The 17,212-nt window shown below is 61.6% G+C and carries 16 protein-coding genes; 8 read left to right on the top strand and 8 right to left on the bottom strand.

What is annotated here, in order from left to right; all coding sequences use genetic code 11:
• Window positions 1-71: 71 nt before the first annotated feature.
• The 3 genes from M0654_RS01200 (at window position 72) to M0654_RS01190 (ending at window position 3,977) form a co-directional block, all read left to right on the top strand.
• Entirely contained in the window at window positions 72-1,028 is a 957-nt protein-coding gene (locus tag M0654_RS01200; RefSeq protein ID WP_248681475.1) for an alpha/beta fold hydrolase, read from the top strand.
• Window positions 1,029-1,125: 97 nt separating this feature from the next.
• Entirely contained in the window at window positions 1,126-2,331 is a 1,206-nt protein-coding gene (locus M0654_RS01195) for a CaiB/BaiF CoA transferase family protein (protein ID WP_248681474.1), read from the top strand.
• Window positions 2,328-3,977: a thiamine pyrophosphate-binding protein gene (locus M0654_RS01190; protein WP_248681473.1), complete on the top strand. Its 1,650-nt coding sequence runs from the start codon at window positions 2,328-2,330 to the stop codon at window positions 3,975-3,977. The genes M0654_RS01195 and M0654_RS01190 overlap by 4 nt, the downstream gene beginning before the upstream one ends.
• 46 nt (window positions 3,978-4,023) lie before the next feature.
• On the opposite strand, the gene M0654_RS01185 is transcribed toward M0654_RS01190, so the two are convergent.
• The 3 genes from M0654_RS01185 to M0654_RS01175 form a co-directional block, all read right to left on the bottom strand.
• Window positions 4,024-4,365: a RidA family protein gene (locus M0654_RS01185; RefSeq protein WP_118849996.1), complete on the bottom strand. Its 342-nt coding sequence runs from the start codon at window positions 4,363-4,365 to the stop codon at window positions 4,024-4,026.
• 70 nt (window positions 4,366-4,435) lie between these two features.
• On the bottom strand, window positions 4,436-4,774 hold the full coding sequence (locus tag M0654_RS01180) for a TIGR01244 family sulfur transferase (RefSeq protein ID WP_248681472.1): 339 nt from the start codon (window positions 4,772-4,774) through the stop codon (window positions 4,436-4,438).
• Window positions 4,775-4,851: 77 nt separating this feature from the next.
• Window positions 4,852-5,691, bottom strand: a complete 840-nt coding sequence (locus tag M0654_RS01175) for a DUF4432 family protein (RefSeq protein ID WP_248681471.1) — start codon at window positions 5,689-5,691, stop codon at window positions 4,852-4,854.
• A gap of 192 nt (window positions 5,692-5,883) precedes the next feature.
• Here M0654_RS01175 and M0654_RS01170 point away from each other — a divergent pair, with 192 nt between their 5' ends.
• Window positions 5,884-7,326 carry a L,D-transpeptidase gene (locus M0654_RS01170; protein ID WP_248681621.1) on the top strand — a complete coding sequence of 481 codons (1,443 nt, stop codon included), beginning with the start codon at window positions 5,884-5,886 and terminating at the stop codon, window positions 7,324-7,326.
• A gap of 78 nt (window positions 7,327-7,404) precedes the next feature.
• On the opposite strand, the gene M0654_RS01165 is transcribed toward M0654_RS01170, so the two are convergent.
• The 5 genes from M0654_RS01165 to M0654_RS01145 form a co-directional block, all read right to left on the bottom strand.
• Window positions 7,405-8,121, bottom strand: a complete 717-nt coding sequence (locus tag M0654_RS01165; RefSeq protein WP_248681470.1) for an AAA family ATPase — start codon at window positions 8,119-8,121, stop codon at window positions 7,405-7,407.
• A gap of 210 nt (window positions 8,122-8,331) precedes the next feature.
• Complete coding sequence (locus M0654_RS01160) at window positions 8,332-9,477, bottom strand: iron-containing alcohol dehydrogenase (protein ID WP_248681469.1); 1,146 nt, start codon at window positions 9,475-9,477, stop codon at window positions 8,332-8,334.
• Window positions 9,474-10,859, bottom strand: coding sequence for an aldehyde dehydrogenase family protein (locus M0654_RS01155; protein WP_248681468.1), 1,386 nt, complete (start codon window positions 10,857-10,859; stop codon window positions 9,474-9,476). The genes M0654_RS01160 and M0654_RS01155 overlap by 4 nt, the downstream gene beginning before the upstream one ends.
• 38 nt (window positions 10,860-10,897) lie before the next feature.
• Window positions 10,898-12,268: a glutamine synthetase family protein gene (locus M0654_RS01150; RefSeq protein ID WP_248681467.1), complete on the bottom strand. Its 1,371-nt coding sequence runs from the start codon at window positions 12,266-12,268 to the stop codon at window positions 10,898-10,900.
• 128 nt (window positions 12,269-12,396) lie between these two features.
• The gene (locus M0654_RS01145; RefSeq protein ID WP_248681466.1) at window positions 12,397-13,173 is read right to left on the bottom strand and encodes an N-formylglutamate amidohydrolase; all 777 of its coding nucleotides are present in this window, start codon (window positions 13,171-13,173) and stop codon (window positions 12,397-12,399) included.
• 171 nt (window positions 13,174-13,344) lie between these two features.
• Here M0654_RS01145 and M0654_RS01140 point away from each other — a divergent pair, with 171 nt between their 5' ends.
• The 4 genes from M0654_RS01140 to M0654_RS01125 all read left to right on the top strand — a co-directional run bounded on the left by M0654_RS01140 (window position 13,345) and on the right by M0654_RS01125 (window position 17,211).
• Window positions 13,345-14,235, top strand: coding sequence for a MurR/RpiR family transcriptional regulator (locus tag M0654_RS01140; RefSeq protein WP_248681465.1), 891 nt, complete (start codon window positions 13,345-13,347; stop codon window positions 14,233-14,235).
• A gap of 190 nt (window positions 14,236-14,425) precedes the next feature.
• Window positions 14,426-15,487, top strand: a complete 1,062-nt coding sequence (locus M0654_RS01135) for an ABC transporter substrate-binding protein (RefSeq protein ID WP_282571499.1) — start codon at window positions 14,426-14,428, stop codon at window positions 15,485-15,487.
• Window positions 15,488-15,550: 63 nt separating this feature from the next.
• Window positions 15,551-16,426: an ABC transporter permease gene (locus M0654_RS01130; RefSeq protein ID WP_248681463.1), complete on the top strand. Its 876-nt coding sequence runs from the start codon at window positions 15,551-15,553 to the stop codon at window positions 16,424-16,426.
• Window positions 16,423-17,211, top strand: a complete 789-nt coding sequence (locus tag M0654_RS01125) for an ABC transporter permease (protein WP_248681462.1) — start codon at window positions 16,423-16,425, stop codon at window positions 17,209-17,211. The genes M0654_RS01130 and M0654_RS01125 overlap by 4 nt, the downstream gene beginning before the upstream one ends.
• The last annotated feature ends 1 nt before the right edge of the window (window position 17,212 follow it).

Here is a 17,212-nt window from a genome sequence, read left to right as displayed (position 1 = left end):
GGGATTTGGGTTTGCCGCTATGTAGGCGATCTGACGCCCGGGAGCAATGCGCAGCCGGGGAAGGATGACGGATGTTCAATGAAACGCGGTGGTTTGATAGCCCGACGGGCGCGAAACTCGCTTATCACCACCAGCCTGCCACCATTGAGCCCCTCGGCATCCTGATCATCTGCCATGGACTGGCCGAGCATTCCAAGCGATACGCCAACTTCGCGACCGCCATGGCAGCGGCAGGCTTCCATGCTTACGCCTTCGATCATCGTGGCCACGGCGAGACTACCGCACCCGGCGCCCCGACCGGCCGCTTTGCCAGGCGCAATGGCACCGACCTTGTCCTGCAGGACGTCAAGGCCGTGCGTGACCTCGCCGCCGGCGACCACCCCGGCCTCCCTGTCCTCCTCTTCGGCCACTCCATGGGCGGCCTCATCGCACTCAACGCCGCGGCCACCTATCCGGAAAGCTTCGACGCGCTCGCAGTCTGGAACTCCAACTTCAATCCGGGCCTTCCCGGTCGCGCTGCGCAAGCGATCCTGCGGATCGAGCAGGCGCTGAAAGGTTCCGACGTACCGAGCGGTTTGCTCCCCAAGCTCACCTTCGGCGCATGGGCCAAGGCGATCCCGAACCGCCGCACGGACTTCGACTGGCTCAGCGACGATCGGGAGATCGTTGACGCCTATATCGCCGACCCGCTCTGCGGCTTCGATGCCAGCGTCTCCCTGTGGCGGGACCTGTTCGAACTCACCTTCCGCGGCCCGACGATGATCGACCGGCTGCCGAAGCACTTGCCCGTGCACCTCATTGGCGGCGCCCAGGATCCCGCTACCAATGGCGGGCGCGAAATCCTCTGGCTCGCCGGGAAAATGAAGGCCGCCGGTCTCACCAACGTCACCGCCAAGGTCTGGCCGGCAACGCGGCACGAGACGCTGAACGACACGGTGCGCGGGCGCGCAACCGCGGAGTTTGCAGCCTGGGCGCAATCCGCCCTTTCGCCTGCAAGATCCCGGGTGCCGCAAACCCAACCGGAATAAGATCATGACATTTATTCAAGTGCCTCTGGCACGGGCTGCGGTTATACAAAAGCACGCCAGATCCCAATCAAGCGAATAGCGCCAAAGCACAGAGCGAATGACACTGACATCAGCAAAGAAGCCGCCGCTTGCCGGCATCCGCGTCATTGAGCTTGCCCGCGTACTCGCCGGTCCATGGGCAGGCCAGATGCTGGCCGACATGGGCGCCGACGTGATCAAGGTCGAGAATCCGGTGGGCGGTGATGATACCCGCGCCTGGGGCCCACCCTTCGTGGAAAGCGTCGACGGAACCAACCTTTCCGCCGCCTACTACCACGCCACCAACCGTGGCAAGCGCTCGATCGCGGTCGACCTGAAGACCGCTGAAGGCCAGGAGATCGTCCGGCAGCTCGTCAAGACGGCCGACGTGCTGATCGAGAACTTCAAGCTCGGCGGCCTGGTCAAGTACGGCCTCGACTACGAGAGCCTGCGCAAGATCAACCCGAAGCTCGTTTATTGCTCCATCACCGGCTTTGGCCAGGATGGCCCCTACGCTGAGCTCGCCGGCTACGACTATATCGTCCAGGGCATGTCGGGTTTCATGTCGATTACCGGCGAGCCGGACGGCGAGCCGATGAAGGCAGGCGTCGCAATCGCCGACATCTTCACCGGCGTCTACGCCGTCACCGCCATACAGGGCGCGCTCATCCACGCGATGAAGAGCGGCGAAGGCCAACAAGTCGACATGGCGCTCCTGGATGTCATGTCGGCGGTGCTTGCCAACCAGAACATGAACTACCTGGTGTCCGGCAAGGCGCCCACCAAGCTCGGCAACGCGCACCCGAACATCTCCCCTTACGAGGTGATCCCCACCGAGGACGGCTACCTCATCCTGGCGGTCGGCAATGACGGCCAGTTCCGCCGCTTCTGCAAGATCCTCGGTGTCGAGGAACTGGCAGATGACGAACGGTTCGCCACCAACAAGGCCCGCGTTGCCAACCGCGGCGAAGTGCGCCGCCTGGTGGTGGCACAGACCGCCAAGTGGAAGAAGACCGATCTTCTCGCGGCTTGTGGCCAGAACGCGGTCCCTGCCGGCCCGATCAACTCGATTGCCGAGATGTTCGATGACCCGCAGGTGAAGGCGCGCGACCTGAAGATCGACCTTACGGCAGACGACGGCACCGTGATCCCGAGCGTGCGCACACCGATCGTACTGTCTGAGACACCGCTTGCCTACAACAAGCCGAGCCCGGCTTTGGGCGGACACACGGCCGAGATCCTGGCCGAGCTTAAATTTGGCGAAAAGAAAGAGGACCAGGAATGAAGACCGGTGGCCAGTTGATCGTCGAGGCGCTCAAGGCAAACAACGTCAAGCGCGTGTCCTGCGTGCCGGGCGAGAGCTATCTCGCAGTTCTCGATGCCCTTTATGAAAGCGGCATCGATGTGCTGGTGTGCCGCCAGGAAGGTGGCGCAGCGATGATGGCCGACAGCTGGGGTCGCCTTACCGGCGAGCCCGGCATCTGCATGGTCACCCGCGGACCGGGCGCGACCAATGCCTCGGCCGGCTTGCATATTGCGAAGCAGGATTCCATTCCGATGATCCTGTTCGTCGGCCAGATCGGTCGCGAGATGAAGGAGCGCGAAGCCTTCCAGGAAGTCGAATACCGCCGCGCCTTCACCGAATTTGCCAAATGGGTGGGCGAGATCGATGACGCCCGCCGCATCCCGGAATTCGTCACCCGTGCATTTGCGGTGGCAACCTCTGGCCGCCCCGGTCCGGTCGTGCTGACGCTGCCGGAAGACATGCTGGTGGAAGAGGTCGAGGCGCCCGCCGCCCAGGCCTATACGCGGGTTGAGAGCCATCCCGGCCAGAACCAGATCGCCGCCTTCGAAGCTATGCTCAAGGAAGCGACGAAGCCGATGTTCATCCTCGGCGGCACCCGCTGGAGCGAACAGGCGGTTGCCGACTTCCAGGCGTTTGCCAGCCGCTTCAAGGTGCCGGTCGGCTGTTCCTTCCGCCGCCAGATGTTGTTTGACCACCTGCACCCGTCCTATGCGGGCGATGTCGGCATCGGCATCAATCCGGCGCTTGCCAAGGAGATCAAGGAATCGGACCTGCTGGTCCTCATCGGCAGCCGCATGTCGGAAATCCCCTCGTCCGGTTATAGCCTGCTCGACATCCCCTACCCCAAGCAGAAGCTCATCCACGTTTATCCGGATCCGGAAGAACTGGGCCGCATTTACCGCCCTGATCTCGCCATCTGTGCAGCACCGGCAGAGTTCGTGGCAGCCATCGGCAAGCTCGAGCCGCCTGCCCTGCCGCTCTGGGCCGAACGCAAGTCGGCCATGCATGACGCCTATCTGAAATGGTCGACCCCGCCAGAAACCGGACCGGGCGAAGTCCACATGGGCCCGATCATGAACTGGATCGAAGCCAACGTGCCGGAAGACACGATCTTCACCAACGGCGCCGGCAACTACGCGACCTGGGTGCACCGCTTCCACCGCTTCCGGAAATACAACACCCAGTCGGCACCGACCTCCGGCTCCATGGGCTATGGCCTGCCGGCCGCCGTTGCAGCCAAGAAGCTCTTCCCCGAACGCGAAGTCGTCTGCTTTGCCGGCGATGGCTGCTTCATGATGCACGGCCAGGAGTTCATCACCGCCGTGCGCTACGGCCTGCCGATCATCACCGTGCTCGTCAACAACGGCACCTATGGCACGATCCGCATGCATCAGGAGCGGGAATATCCCGGCCGCGTCAGCGCCACCGACCTCGTCAACCCGGACTTCGTGGCTTATGCGAAGGCCTTCGGCGGCCATGGCGAACTGGTCGAGAAGACCGAGGACTTCGGTGAAGCCTACCTTCGCGCCCGCGCCACGAGCAAGCCCTCGATCATCGAGGTGAAGCTCGACCCCGAGGCGATCACGCCAACCCGGACGCTGACGCAGATCCGGAACAAGGCATAAAAAAAGCCGGCGCAAGCCGGCTTTTTCATGTTCTCTGACCGAAGGATCAGATAGCGGCGGTTACGGTAAACTCGACCTTGTACTTCGGTGCAGCAAGCTTTGCTTCGCTCGTGGCGCGAGCCGGCGTGTTGGCCGGATCGACCCATGCTTCCCAGACAGCGTTCATCTCTGCGAAGTAGGACATGTCGGAAAGGTAGATCAGCGTCTGCAGGATCTTCGACTTGTCGGAGCCGACGGCTGCGAGCAGACGGTCAACTTCGCGCAGAGCATATTCGCACTGTTCCTTGACGGTCTCGCCTTCGCCGACCTGGCCGGAGAGATAGACGGTGTTGCCGTGGACGACGGCACCGCTCATGCGGGCGCCGGTTTCGATGCGCTTGATGCTCATGGATATGCTCCTGAAATGTTGAGCTGCGGATGGACACGCTAAGGCACAAGCCCAAGCGTGCAGGGAAAGGTCAGCCGCGGATATGCTGGCTCTTTTCGTAGATGGCGGTGGAGCGGGCACCCGAGCGGCAGAAGCCCAGCATCGGCCGCGGGAATTCATCGAGCGCGTCCACCATGGCCTGCACGCCCTGGGCATCAACACCCATGCGGCCGACCGGAATGTGGCGGATGTCGAGCCCGAGTTCCTTGGCGCGCGCTTCGATCTGGGCAAAGTGCGGCTGGCCGGGCTCCTCGTCGTCGGGACGATGGCAGACCACCGATTTGAATCCCATGGCCTTGATCTGATCGAGGTCTTCGACCGAGATCTGGCCAGTGACCGAATACTCGTCGTTGATCTGGCGGATATCCATGGCTGATGCTCCTTTATGGAAGAGGCGCAAGCTTTACGACGGCGGGACTGGAGCGTCAATTGCTCTTGGACGCGGACCTAGGCGAAGGAAAAACGCAGGCCGTATTCGGCACTTTCGCCTGGCTTCAGCCATTGGATCTCGCGGCCTTTGACAAGCTCGGCGCGGCCTGCCAGGCGATGAGAAACAGGTTCGATACCAAGCACGTGGGCCGGCGCCTTCTGGTTTCTCCACATCTGCAGATAAGGCAGGGTGTCGGTACGGAACTTCACCTTGAGCGTCAGCCCGCCGATCGACGCGATGGGACCGAGCGAGACTTCCGCCCATTCGCTCCCCTCCTGCCGTGCCGGCACGCAGAAGACGCTGCCGGGATCCTCGCCGAAATTCCAGGGCAACCCGCCACCTTCGAACATCGCACCCGACAGCCGCACCTTGTCGTCAAACAACCAGGCGCCGAGGTTCATGTGGTACATGTGAACTTTCGCGAGGGGCTTGCCGCCGGTATTGGAAAGCTTGTCGGAAAGGCATACCTCGCCGCTTCCGCCGTCGATGCGCCAGTGACGTTCCAGAAGCGCTGTCTCCCCCGTTGCCAGCGTCAGCGGCACGCGCGCCTGGCACTCCGCGTCCTCGCCCTGGGCATTCCAGAACAGGATTTCGGCCGGATGTGACGAATACGAGCCGTGCAGCGGATAAGTCTTGCCGTCGTCTCGACCTTCGATCGGCTCGGGATGCCGGATATGATCCGGCCCGCATGTAAAGAGGAAGCCTTCCAGTGAATGGTCGATGCGCGGATCGCCATCATCTGGAATCGCGCGTCCCGGAGCCACATCTATGTTACCGATGAAGCACCCGCCGATGTCGAGTACCGACGTCTCGTCGAGGAAAAGCTTCGGGCCTCGGGCAGCGGAAAACGCCTTCATGATCATCCTCTTCAAGCCAATTTGAAAACTTCTAAACGATTGTGATCGCGAATTAAGATCATGTTCATGACGAATTCACTTTTTCCACACTACCGTCAAATTTCCCTTGTCAGTGCCGACACGCGCACGCGGGGGAACCAATGTTGTATTTCCCGGATTACGTGGATGGATAACAAGGAAATCGGTGACACCGTGAAGCGACTTTTGATGACAAGCGTTTGCCTCGCTGTGGGGGTTGCCATCGGTGGCGTAGCGCCGGCGGAGGCCCAGACGCGCTACCAGCGCTATCCCACGGAAACGATTCTTGTCGCCCCTGACGGCGCCATACTCGACTATATCCCCAACAATGGTGATGTCGTGATCAGCCGCGACGGCATGGGCCGACGTGTGTTCTTTGACCGCTACGGCAATGTCGTCGCGACCGAGGTCCGCCAGGATGCCCGCCGCCAGCCGCGCCGTGATGAATTCCCTCCGGCACCCGGCGGCTATCGCGCCTTGCGTGACCGTGAAAGCTACCAGCAGGGCGCCGGTATTCGTGACTACCGCCAGTACAAACCGGGCGACCCGTACCAACTGGGCGAAGCCGCGCCGCAAGACGATTTCTACGATTCGGAGCCGGGCGCCATCACTGGCACGATCCCGGGCGCCGTCAGCCGCCTGCCACTCGATGACCAGGCTCTTCCGGGCGTGGATGATGGCTTCTCGCAGGAAGCCTCTATCGACCCGGACCTGCAGCAGCAACAGCCTGACGTGGTGCATCCGACGAAGCCGATCATCACGGTGACGAAGAAGCCGCAGGCGCAGATTGCTGCCCTTCAGGTCTTCCTCGATCGCGAAGGCATCTCGCCGGGCGTGATCGATGGCCACCTCGGCGACAACGTCAACAAGGCGATCGCCGCATGGCAGGAGATGACGGGCGAGACGCTCGACCCGAACAATTCCGAGGAGATCATGCAGCGCCTGAGCTATTCAGGCGGCTTGCCGATCGTCGACTACACGATCACCGCGGCAGATGCCGCAGGTCCCTATGTCGCCTCCATCCCGGACGACTACGCCCACAAGGCGCAGTTGCCGGCAATGTCGTACACCTCCGTATCGGAAAAGCTCGCCGAGCAGTTCCACATGGACGAGGGATATCTCAAGGCGCTGAACCCGGGCGTCGACTTCACGATCCCCGGCACGACCATCAAGGTGATCAACCCGGGCACGCCGAAGACCGGCGAAGTGACCCGCATCCTCGCTGACAAGGCCCGCAAGCAGGTCTTCGCCTATGGCGCCGACGGCAAGCTCATCGCCGCCTATCCGGCAACGATCGGCTCCAGCGACACGCCGTCGCCGACCGGCACGCACACGGTGCAGCGTATCGCCCTTGATCCGGGATACACCTACAACCCGAAGATCAACTTCAAGCAGGGCAACAACGACCAGATCCTGCAGATCCCGCCGGGACCGAACGGCCCTGTCGGAACCGTATGGATTGCGCTCTCCAAGCCCACATACGGCATCCACGGAACGCCGGAGCCCTCCAAGATCGGCAAGACGAACAGCCACGGCTGTATCCGTCTCACCAACTGGGATGCGACCGAACTCGCCAAGATGGTGAAGCCCGGCACGACGGTCGAATTCGTCGACTGACGGATTCGAACACCGAACATGAAAAAGCCCCTCCGGCAGATGCCGTGAGGGGCTTTTTTCCATGACGAAATACCTTGATCAGGCCGCGTGCCGGCCCATGCCGAAGATGCGCGAGATCGGCGAACGGGTGATCTTGGTCGGCATCAGCCGCAGCACTTCCCTCGCGAAAGCGCCGGCATTGTCCTTGGCCTTGTCGACGTTGCTGACCTTCTGCGGATCAAGCGTATGCAGCGTGCCGCCGGTCTCGAACAATTCCTTGAAGGCAATCCGCTCGCCGATCGGCGTATCGAGCACGTTGACGCCGCGGGCCGCCAGCAGCCCCTTGATGGTCAGCAGCGCCTTCGTCGTCACCATGGAGGTCACCCGCGTCAGGACCACGGAATGGGCGATGTGGAGGTTTGCCCTTTCCTTCATCGTGGCCAGCAGGTCGAGGATTTGTGCCGCGCCCTTGGCATCCATGGCCGAACCCTGCACCGGGATCATCACGTGGTCGGAAAGCCCGATCGCGGTCGTCACCAGCGCGTCACGCGCGCCAGCAAGATCGATGATGAAGTAGTCCGTCACGCCGGCCATTTCCCGCAGGTGACATGCGAGCGACGCGACCGTGACTTCGGAAATGACCTCGATGTTGCGAACCTTGCCGGACACCTCCGCCCACTGGCTGATCCACCGCTGCGGATCGCCATCGATGACGGTGACGCGGAAGCCCTGGTGGGCAAGTTCGGTTGCGAGCAGAAGGGCTGCGGTGGTTTTCCCGGCTCCACCCTTGGCGTTGGCGAAAGAAATTACGGGCATGCTAGTCCTCGAAAATCACGTGAGCCGCATCGCTCAGGGCGACACCGGATGCATGGTGTCTTGAAGGTCATCCTTCCCAAAACGTGGTTAACGAGTGGTTAATTTAGCAACAGTTGAATTTACTTGGTAGTTCTCGTTCAAACCCCAAAACGGCCAAAACCCAGGCGTTTTCGCCCGGGTTTTGGTTAACGTGGATCGCGATCGACGTGATCAGAAGCAGTCGAGGAAGAGCGCCTTGGTATTCTCCAGCGTCATCGGCACAGGATTGCCGCCGCAGCTCGGATCTTCGATCGCCATCGCCGTCAGTTCATCGATTCGGTCCTGCGCGATTCCCATCGCGGTGAGGTTCTCGGGCACGCCGAGTTCCGCGCGCAGCGACAGGACATACTGGTAGAATCCGTCGAAGCCGCCGTCGATGCCGAGATAGGCCGCTGCACGGGCAATCTTGTCTTCGATCGCCGGGCGGTTGAAACGCAGCACCATCGGCATCACGACGCCGTTCGTCATGCCGTGATGGGTGTTGTAGACGGCCCCAATCGGATGCGACAGCGAGTGGATCGCGCCAAGCCCCTTCTGGAAGGCTACGGCGCCCATGGCAGCCGCGGCCATCATGTTGGTGCGTGCCTCGATATCCTGGCCGTCCTTGAAGGCGCGCGGCAGGAATTCCTTCACCAGGCGCATGCCTTCCAGCGCAATGCCGCCCGACATCGGGTGGTAGAAGGGCGAGCAATAGGCTTCCAGGCAGTGCGCGAACGCATCCATCCCGGTGCCGGCGGTGATCGCCTTCGGCATGCCAACGGTCAGTTCCGGATCGCAGATTACGACGCCTGGCAGGAGCTTCGGATGGAAGATGATCTTCTTCACATGCGTTTCGGAGTTGGTGAGGACCCCTGCCCGACCGACTTCCGACCCCGTGCCAGCCGTGGTCGGTACCGCAACGATCGGCGCGATCTTGGCGGCATCAGCGCGGGTCCACCAGTCGCCGATGTCTTCGAAATCCCAGACCGGACGGGTCTGGCCCGCCATGAAGGCGATCAGCTTGCCGAGGTCGAGGCCGGAACCACCACCGAATGCAACGACGCCGTCGTGTCCGCCATCCTTGAAGGCCTTGATGCCGGCTTCCAGGTTCTTCTCGTTCGGGTTCGGATCAACTTCTGAGAAGATCGCCCGGCCAAGCCCTGCCTCTTCCAGCACGTCCAGCGCATGTCCGGTGATGGCCATGGACGCCAGTCCCCGGTCGGTGACCAGTAGCGGCTTCGTCAGCCCGAGCGTCTTGCACGCGTCCGCCAGTTCCTTGATGCGGCCTCGGCCGAGCTTGACGGCGGTCGGATAGCTCCAGTTCGCGACGATATTCATTTCGTGACTTTCTTGAGATGGTAGGACTTTGGCCGGGTCAGGTTGTGGAAGCCGAGGACGGACAGCGAGCCGCCGCGGCCCGTTTCCTTCACGCCGGTCCAGACAAGCGCCGGATCGAGGTAGTCGGCACGGTTCATGAAGACGGTGCCGGTTTCAAGCTGCTCGCCGATGCGGTTGGCGCGCTCGACGTCCGGCGTCCAGAGCGAGACCGTCAGGCCATAGCGGCTGTCGTTCATCAGCGAGATCGCTTCATCGTCGCTCTTGACCTTCATGATGCCGACGGCCGGACCGAAGGTTTCTTCGCGCATGAACGCCATGGAGTGGTCGACATCGACCAGGATCTGCGGCGCAAGATAAGCGCCCCCGTCATCGGCCGGGAAGAGCTTCGGGTCGACCAGCGCCTTGGCTCCCTTGGAAACCGCGTCGCCGATCTGCTCGCGCACGACCTTGGCAAAACGCTTGTGCGCCATCGGGCCCAGCGTGGTTTCCTGGTCGAGCGGGTTGCCGAGCTTGTAGTTCGAAACCCATGCGACCGACTTCTCGACGAACTGGTCGTAGAGCGACTCGTGCACATAGATGCGTTCGATACCGCAGCAGCACTGCCCGGAATTGAAGGTCGCGCCGTCCATCAGCGTGTCGACGGCGGCGTCGAGATCGGCGTCCTCCATCACATAGCCAGGGTCCTTGCCGCCGAGCTCCAGCCCGAGGCCGGTGAAGGTGCCGGCTGCTGCACGCTCGATCGAGCGGCCGCCTTCCACCGACCCGGTGAAGTTGATGAAGTTGAACGAGCCTTCCGCGATGAGCTTCGCCGTCGTGTCATGGTCCAGGAAGATGTTCTGGAATATGTCCTCGGGAACGCCAGCCTCGACGAAGGCGCGCACCAGCCGCTCGCCGACCAGCAGCGTCTGCGAGGCGTGCTTGATCATCACGGCATTGCCGGCCATCAACGCCGGGGCAACCGTGTTGATCGCCGTCATGTACGGATAGTTCCAGGGCGCGATCACGAAGACGACGCCATGCGGCTCGCGCTCGATGCGGCGCTCGAAGCTTGCGCTGTCTTCGATGCGAAGCGGCGCAAGAGCATCAGCGGCAATCGAAGCGACATAGTTGGAGCGTTCGTTGAAGCCCTTGAACTCGCCGCCGTAACGCACCGGGCGACCCATCATCCAGGCGAGCTCCGGCACCACTTCGTCGGCCATTTCGTTGAGGCGGGCCACACCCTTCAGCACGAGCTGGACACGCTCCTCGAGCGGCCGCTTCGCCCAGGCCTTCTGCGCCTTGCGTGCCCGTCCCACGGCCTCGGCCGCCGCCTCGAACGAGGCTGCCGGGCGCTCGGCGTAAACCGAGCCGTCGACCGGCGATATGCATTGGATCATTGTCATGATCTCTATTCCTGTTGCTTGCTGGAAATGCGTGGTCTCTACACTCTCTCGAAGCCGCGTGCCACTTCCCAATCCGTCACACGGCGATCGTATTCTTCCTGTTCCCACTGGCCGGCGCGCACATAGTGGTCAACCACGTCGTCGCCGAAGGCTGAGCGCAGCAGCGACGAGTTGTTGAGCAGCTCAACGGCGTCGCGCAGCGTCTTGGGGATCTCGCGGATGCCTTTCACGCCGTAGGCGTCGCCGACGAACTCGTCCTCGAGCTCCATCTTCTTCTCGATGCCGTCGATGCCGGCTGCCAGCAGCGCCGCCATGGCAAGATAGGGATTGAGGTCCGAGCCGCCGACGCGGCATTCGACGCGAATGCCCTTGGTACCTTCGCCGCAAAGCCGATAACCGGCGGTGCGGTTGTCCTTCGACCAGATCGCCTTCGTTGGCGCAAACGTGCCGGCCATGTAGCGCTTGTAGGAGTTGATGTAGGGCGCCAGGAAATAGGTGATCTCGTCGGCATGGCTCAGCAGCCCGGCCATGTAGTTCCGCATCAGGTTCGACATGCCGTGCTTGCCGGCCTTGTCGAAGAACAGCGGCGTCTTGCCATCGGCGCTCCAGAGCGACTGGTGGATATGCGACGAGCTGCCGGCAGCGCTGGCATTCCACTTGGCGAGGAAGGTGATGGCCTTGCCCTTCGACCAGGCGATTTCCTTGGCCGCCGTCTTGATGACGGAATGCCGGTCGGCCATCGTCAGCGCGTCGGCGTAACGGACGTTGATCTCCTCCTGGCCGGCAGACGCCTCGCCCTTGGAGCATTCCACCGGGATGCCGGCACCCTGCAACCCGTTGCGGATGGCGCGCATCACATCCTCTTCCTTGGTGGTCTGGAAGATGTGGTAGTCCTCGTTGTAGCCGCTTGCGAGCTTCAGGTTGCGGTAGCCTGCCTCGCGCGCCTGGTCATAGGTCTGGTCGAACAGGAAGAACTCGAGTTCGCTTGCCATGAACGCCTTCATGTTCATTGCCTCAAGCCGGGCGATCTGCTTCTTCAGCACGGCGCGCGGTGAATGCGGCACTTCCTCATGCGTATGATGGTCGAGCACATCGCAAAGCACGAGCGCCGTTCCCTCCACCCACGGCAGCTTGCGAAGGGTCGAAAGGTCCGGCTTCATGATATAGTCGCCGTAACCCAGCTCCCAGCTCGTCGCCTTGTATCCGGAGACGGTTTCCATCTCCATGTCGGTCGCCAGCAGATAGTTGCAGCTATGCGTTTCTTCGAAGGCGCTTTCGACGAAATATTCGGCATGGAACCGCTTGCCCATCAGCCGGCCCTGCATATCCACCAGGGCTGCAACCACGGTGTCGATGCGTCCCTCGGCAACATCCTTTTTCAGTTCGTCGAAAGTGTAGTGGGCGCTCATGCGTCGCTTCCGTCCCTTGCTGATACATGGAAACGCGGCCCGCCGAATGCGGTCCGCGCCATTGGTTCTATCGATGCGGCCTGTTTGTTTTTCGTCGTTGACCGCAGCTTGCTGTTCCCCGCGAGGTCTTATCCGTGGATCTTCGTTAGGCTCTCCCGCAATAGCCCGCTGAGGAAATCTGCCGCAACGTCCTGGCCATTGTCATCAGCGATGAGGTCATTCCTGATCTCGATCATGACGTTCAGCAGCCCAGCCGGCAGGGCATGAAGTTCAAGCGTATGCGTAACCCCATCTGCTGGTCCATAGGGTTCATTGCGCATGACGCGATATAAGCTCGTATCGGCGGCCGCTTCCAGCATCCGGTCGGCGAGACGCGCATCCGTATCGTGCAGGATGCCGATCTCGACCTCTCGCTGCTTGCCGAAGTAGACCGGCGTGAAGCTGTGGACCGTCACCAGCACCGTCTGCCGCCCGGCGTCGCGGCGTGCGGCAATCTCGTCGCGGATGCGCCCTTGGAAAGGCAGGTAAAGCCCCGTCGTGCGCCGAGAGCGCTCGGCTTCAGTCAGGTTCTCGTTGCCGGGAATGCGGAAGACTTCCGAAACATCGCGAATGGCTGCGGGCGATTCCGGCGGCCTGTTGCAGTCATAGAGCAGCCGCGAAAAGCGCTGATGGATCAGCGTCGCATCAAGGCTTTTCGACATGCGGCGCGCTACATCCAGTGCCCCTGGGTCCCAGGCGATGTGCGAGGTGAGCGCGTCTTGTGAGAGCCCCAGATCGCCATACCGCTCGGGCAGCCGCAGCGACGCATGTTCACAGACGAGCAGCACGTCGCTTTTGCCGGATGGATTATCCACCGCGACGGGTTCGCCGTCCGCTTCCGTGAACATGTCCGATTCGATCGACATCCGCGCATCCAATGAAGGTGAAGGAAACTGAATGAAGAAGAGAATTCTTCACTTTCCGGCCCTCGTCAATGTCGTTCTGAAACTTTCTCTTCATCAACACCGTTGACACCTGTTGTAAAACTTCTTTTAACTCTCGTCACAAACCGGCGAAGACCGGAGGGAACAGCTTTCGTGCCAGCCACTGCGCGCACCGTGTCGGATGTTATTCGTGTTCGTTACGACAGCTTGACGCGTGCAGAAAAACAACTGGCCGACAGCCTATTGGAGAACTATCCAGTGTCGGGCCTCGGCAGCATCACAGTGATCGCGGAGAACGCGGGTGTCTCGACACCCACCGTCGCGCGCATGGTGCAGAAGCTCGGCTACCGTGGTTACCCGGAATTCCAGTCCCACCTGCACCAGGAACTGGAAGCCACCATTTCCGGCCCGATCGCCAAGCATGACCGCTGGGCGACCAACGCGCCGGGCACGCATATCCTCAACCGTTTTGCCGACGCGATCACCGCCAACCTGCGCGAAACCCTTTCGGACCTCGACACCAGGACGTTCGAGCAGGCTGCAGCACTTCTGCAGGATCGGGAACGGAGCATCTATTTCGTCGGCGGGCGCATCACCGGCGCGCTTGCCGAATACTTCTTCACCCACATGCAGGTGATCCGGCCCAAGACGACGCTGATCTCCAACAATTCCAGTTCCTGGCCGCAGCATGTGCTCAACATGAAGCGCGGCGATGTCTTGGTGATCTTCGACATCCGCCGCTACGAGCAGGAGATGGCAACCCTTGCCGAGGTCGCCAAGGCGGCCGGGGTCGTGATCATCCTGTTCACGGATGTCTGGGCGTCGCCGGTTGCCAAGAATGCCCAGCATACGTTCAAGGTCCGCATCGAGGCACCATCCGCCTGGGATAGTTCCGTCATCACGCTGTTTGTCGTGGAGGCGCTGATCGAAGCGGTGCAGAGCGCCTCCTGGGAGGAGACCCGCGAACGCATGAATTCTCTCGAAGGCTTGTTTGAACAGAGCCGGCTCTTCCGTCGCCCAAATCGTCAAACACGTCTCGACTAAGATATGGAGCTGTGTGAAAAGTCGTTACACTGGAGTGGTTTATCAGCAATAGCTCACGTTCCGCACTGTCACATAGCTTACATGAACTGGCTCTACGAGTCGCGCCGAACCAACACCCAAGGCTTTGCCTGAACCCTAGGAGGATACCGTGCCCAACAAGATCCAACGCCTTCTCTCTCTGACGACGGCCATGGTCGTCGCCTCGTCGGCGATCGCTGCCGCCGAGCCGAGCGCCGAGCTTATCGAAGCCGCCAAGAAGGAAGGATCGCTGACGACGATCGCGCTTCCGCACAGCTGGTGCGGCTATGGCGATATCATCGCAGGCTTCAAGGCCAAGTACGGCATCGAGATCAACGAACTCAACCCGGATGCAAGCTCCGGCGATGAAATCGAAGCCATCAAGGCGAACAAGGGCAACAAGGGCCCGCAGGCTCCGGACGTTATCGACGTCGGTCTTTCCTTTGGCCCCTCCTCCAAGGCTGAAGGCCTGATCCAGCCCTACAAGGTCTCGACCTGGGACACGATCCCGGACGACGCCAAGGATGCTGAAGGCTACTGGTACGGCGACTACTACGGCGTTCTGGCCTTCATCGCCAACACCGACATCGTCAAGGATCTTCCGAAGGACTGGAAGGACCTCACCAAGCCTGAATACGCCAACGCCGTTGCACTCGCCGGTGACCCGCGTGGCTCGAACCAGGCCGTGCAGGCTGTTTACGCCGCCGGGCTCGCTGCTGGCGAAACCGACCCGACCAAGGCTGGCGAAGCAGGCCTGAATCTGTTTGCCGAGATCAACAAGGCCGGCAACTTCGTGCCCGTCATCGGCAAGTCCGCATCGCTCGCACAGGGTTCGACCCCGATCGTCATCGCCTGGGACTACAACGGTCTTTCCTGGCGTGACACGCTGAACGGCAACCCGCCGCTTGAAGTCGTGGTTCCGGAAAACGGCGTTGTCGCTGGCGTTTACGTCCAGGCGATCTCCGCTTACGCGCCGCACCCGAACGCTGCCAAGCTCTGGATGGAATACATCTATTCCGACGAAGGCCAGCTCGGCTTCCTGAAGGGCTATTGCCACCCGATCCGCTTCAACGATCTTGCCAAGAACAATAAGATCCCGAAGGAAATGCTGGACGCCCTGCCGCCGGCAGCGTCTTATGAAAAGGCAAAGTTCCCGACCCTTGAGGAGCAGGACAAGGGCAAGACCGCCATCACCACCAAGTGGGATAGCGTCGTCGGCGCCAACGTGCAGTAATAAGAATCGGCCTCTCCGCTTTGGCGGAGAGGCTTCCTTTCCTCCGACCGTGACGCCGGATACATGAACGCAGCTTCCTCGCCCATCATCGACCGCCGAACAGTGATCGACTGGCTCGGCATCGTGCCGTTCATGATCTTTGCGCTGATGTTCCTGATCGTCCCGACGCTCTACCTCGTCGTGGGCGCGTTCTTCACGCCCGACGGGCACCTGACGTTCGAGAATATCGCCGGCCTCTTTACGCCGACCATCCTCAGCGCCTACTGGATCAGTATCAAGGTCTCGCTTGCCTCCTCGCTGGGTGGCGCGCTGATCGGCTTCTTCCTCGCCTGGGCGGTGGTGCTGGGCGGCCTGCCCTCCTGGATCCGCTCGAGCCTCCTGACCTTCTCGGGCGTCGCTTCGAACTTCGCCGGCGTGCCGCTTGCCTTCGCCTTCATCGCAACACTTGGCCGAACAGGCCTCGTCACCGTCTTCCTGCGCGAATGGTTCGGCTTCAACCTCTATTCGACCGGCTTCAACCTGCTGTCGTTCTTCGGGTTGACCATCACCTACATGTTCTTCCAGATCCCGCTGATGGTGCTGATCCTGACACCGGCGCTCGACGGGCTGAAGAAGGAATGGCGCGAAGCCTCCGAAATCCTTGGCGCCTCGACCTGGCAATACTGGCGCATGGTGGCGCTGCCGATCCTGTGGCCGAGCCTGCTTGGCACCAGCCTTCTGCTGTTTGCCAATGCCTTCGGCGCCATCGCCACGGCCTACGCCCTGACCGGCTCATCGCTCAACATCGTGCCGATCCTGCTTTACGCGCAGATCCGCGGCGACGTGCTGCACAACCCGAACCTCGGTTACGCGCTGGCGCTTGGCATGATCGTCATTACCGGCCTCTCCAACATCCTATACATCTGGCTGCGGATGCGCGCAGAACGGTGGCAGAAATGAAGCCCGCAAAGATCCTCGCCTGGGTCGCGATCGCCGTCGGCATCATCTACTTCTTCGTGCCGCTGCTCGGCACGTTCGAGTTTTCGCTGCGCATGCGGCGCGGCGAATATTCCTTCGATGCCTACGGATCGGTGTTCTCCGATGCCGCCTTCCGGGCGACCTTCGGTTATTCGATGCTGATGGCGCTGTTCACCATCATCTTCGGCATGCTGCTGGTGGTCCCGACAGCCTACTGGGTGCGGTTGCGCCTGCCGCAGATGCGGCCCGTTGTCGAATTCCTGACGCTGATGCCGCTCGTCATCCCGGCGATCGTCGTCGTCTTCGGTTACCTGCGCCTCTACAATTCCTCGTCCTACATCCCCTTCACCGGCTCGATCACGGGGACGAATATCCTGCTCGTGATGTCGTATATCACGCTTGCGCTGCCCTACATGTACCGCTCGGTTGATACCGCGATGCGCACGATCGACGTGCGCACCCTGACGGAAGCGGCCGAGATCCTGGGGGCGAAGTGGCCGACGATCATGTTCCGCTGCATCTTCCCCAATGTCATGTCCGGCGTCCTGTCAGGCGCCTTCATCACCTTCGCCATCGTCATGGGCGAGTTCACCATGGCCGCGCTGCTCAACCGGCCGGCCTTCGGTCCGTATCTGCAGTTGGTGGGCGCCAACAAGGCCTACGAGCCTTCCGCGCTTGCCGTCATCGCGTTTGCAATCACCTGGCTTTCGATGGGGCTGATCCAGCTCGTGACCCGTTTCAGCAAATTGGCGCCGTCGCGCGCCTAAG

It is taken from the genome of Neorhizobium turbinariae (assembly GCF_023223505.1).
GTDB classification, from domain to species: domain Bacteria; phylum Pseudomonadota; class Alphaproteobacteria; order Rhizobiales; family Rhizobiaceae; genus Neorhizobium; species Neorhizobium turbinariae.
This window is presented reverse-complemented; position numbering and strand designations above follow the sequence as displayed.

What these genes read in the sequence shown, in the direction of transcription:
- M0654_RS01200 (WP_248681475.1), top strand. Translation starts at nt 72, where the DNA reads ATGTTCAATGAAACGCGGTGGTTTGATAGCCCGACGGGCGCGAAACTC.
- M0654_RS01195 (WP_248681474.1), top strand. Translation starts at nt 1,126, where the DNA reads ATGACACTGACATCAGCAAAGAAGCCGCCGCTTGCCGGCATCCGCGTC.
- M0654_RS01190 (WP_248681473.1), top strand. Translation starts at nt 2,328, where the DNA reads ATGAAGACCGGTGGCCAGTTGATCGTCGAGGCGCTCAAGGCAAACAAC.
- M0654_RS01185 (WP_118849996.1), bottom strand. Translation starts at nt 4,365, where the DNA reads ATGAGCATCAAGCGCATCGAAACCGGCGCCCGCATGAGCGGTGCCGTC.
- M0654_RS01180 (WP_248681472.1), bottom strand. Translation starts at nt 4,774, where the DNA reads ATGGATATCCGCCAGATCAACGACGAGTATTCGGTCACTGGCCAGATC.
- M0654_RS01175 (WP_248681471.1), bottom strand. Translation starts at nt 5,691, where the DNA reads ATGAAGGCGTTTTCCGCTGCCCGAGGCCCGAAGCTTTTCCTCGACGAG.
- M0654_RS01165 (WP_248681470.1), bottom strand. Translation starts at nt 8,121, where the DNA reads ATGCCCGTAATTTCTTTCGCCAACGCCAAGGGTGGAGCCGGGAAAACC.
- M0654_RS01160 (WP_248681469.1), bottom strand. Translation starts at nt 9,477, where the DNA reads ATGAATATCGTCGCGAACTGGAGCTATCCGACCGCCGTCAAGCTCGGC.
- M0654_RS01155 (WP_248681468.1), bottom strand. Translation starts at nt 10,859, where the DNA reads ATGACAATGATCCAATGCATATCGCCGGTCGACGGCTCGGTTTACGCC.
- M0654_RS01150 (WP_248681467.1), bottom strand. Translation starts at nt 12,268, where the DNA reads ATGAGCGCCCACTACACTTTCGACGAACTGAAAAAGGATGTTGCCGAG.
- M0654_RS01145 (WP_248681466.1), bottom strand. Translation starts at nt 13,173, where the DNA reads ATGTCGATCGAATCGGACATGTTCACGGAAGCGGACGGCGAACCCGTC.
- M0654_RS01135 (WP_282571499.1), top strand. Translation starts at nt 14,426, where the DNA reads ATGGTCGTCGCCTCGTCGGCGATCGCTGCCGCCGAGCCGAGCGCCGAG.
- M0654_RS01130 (WP_248681463.1), top strand. Translation starts at nt 15,551, where the DNA reads ATGAACGCAGCTTCCTCGCCCATCATCGACCGCCGAACAGTGATCGAC.
- M0654_RS01125 (WP_248681462.1), top strand. Translation starts at nt 16,423, where the DNA reads ATGAAGCCCGCAAAGATCCTCGCCTGGGTCGCGATCGCCGTCGGCATC.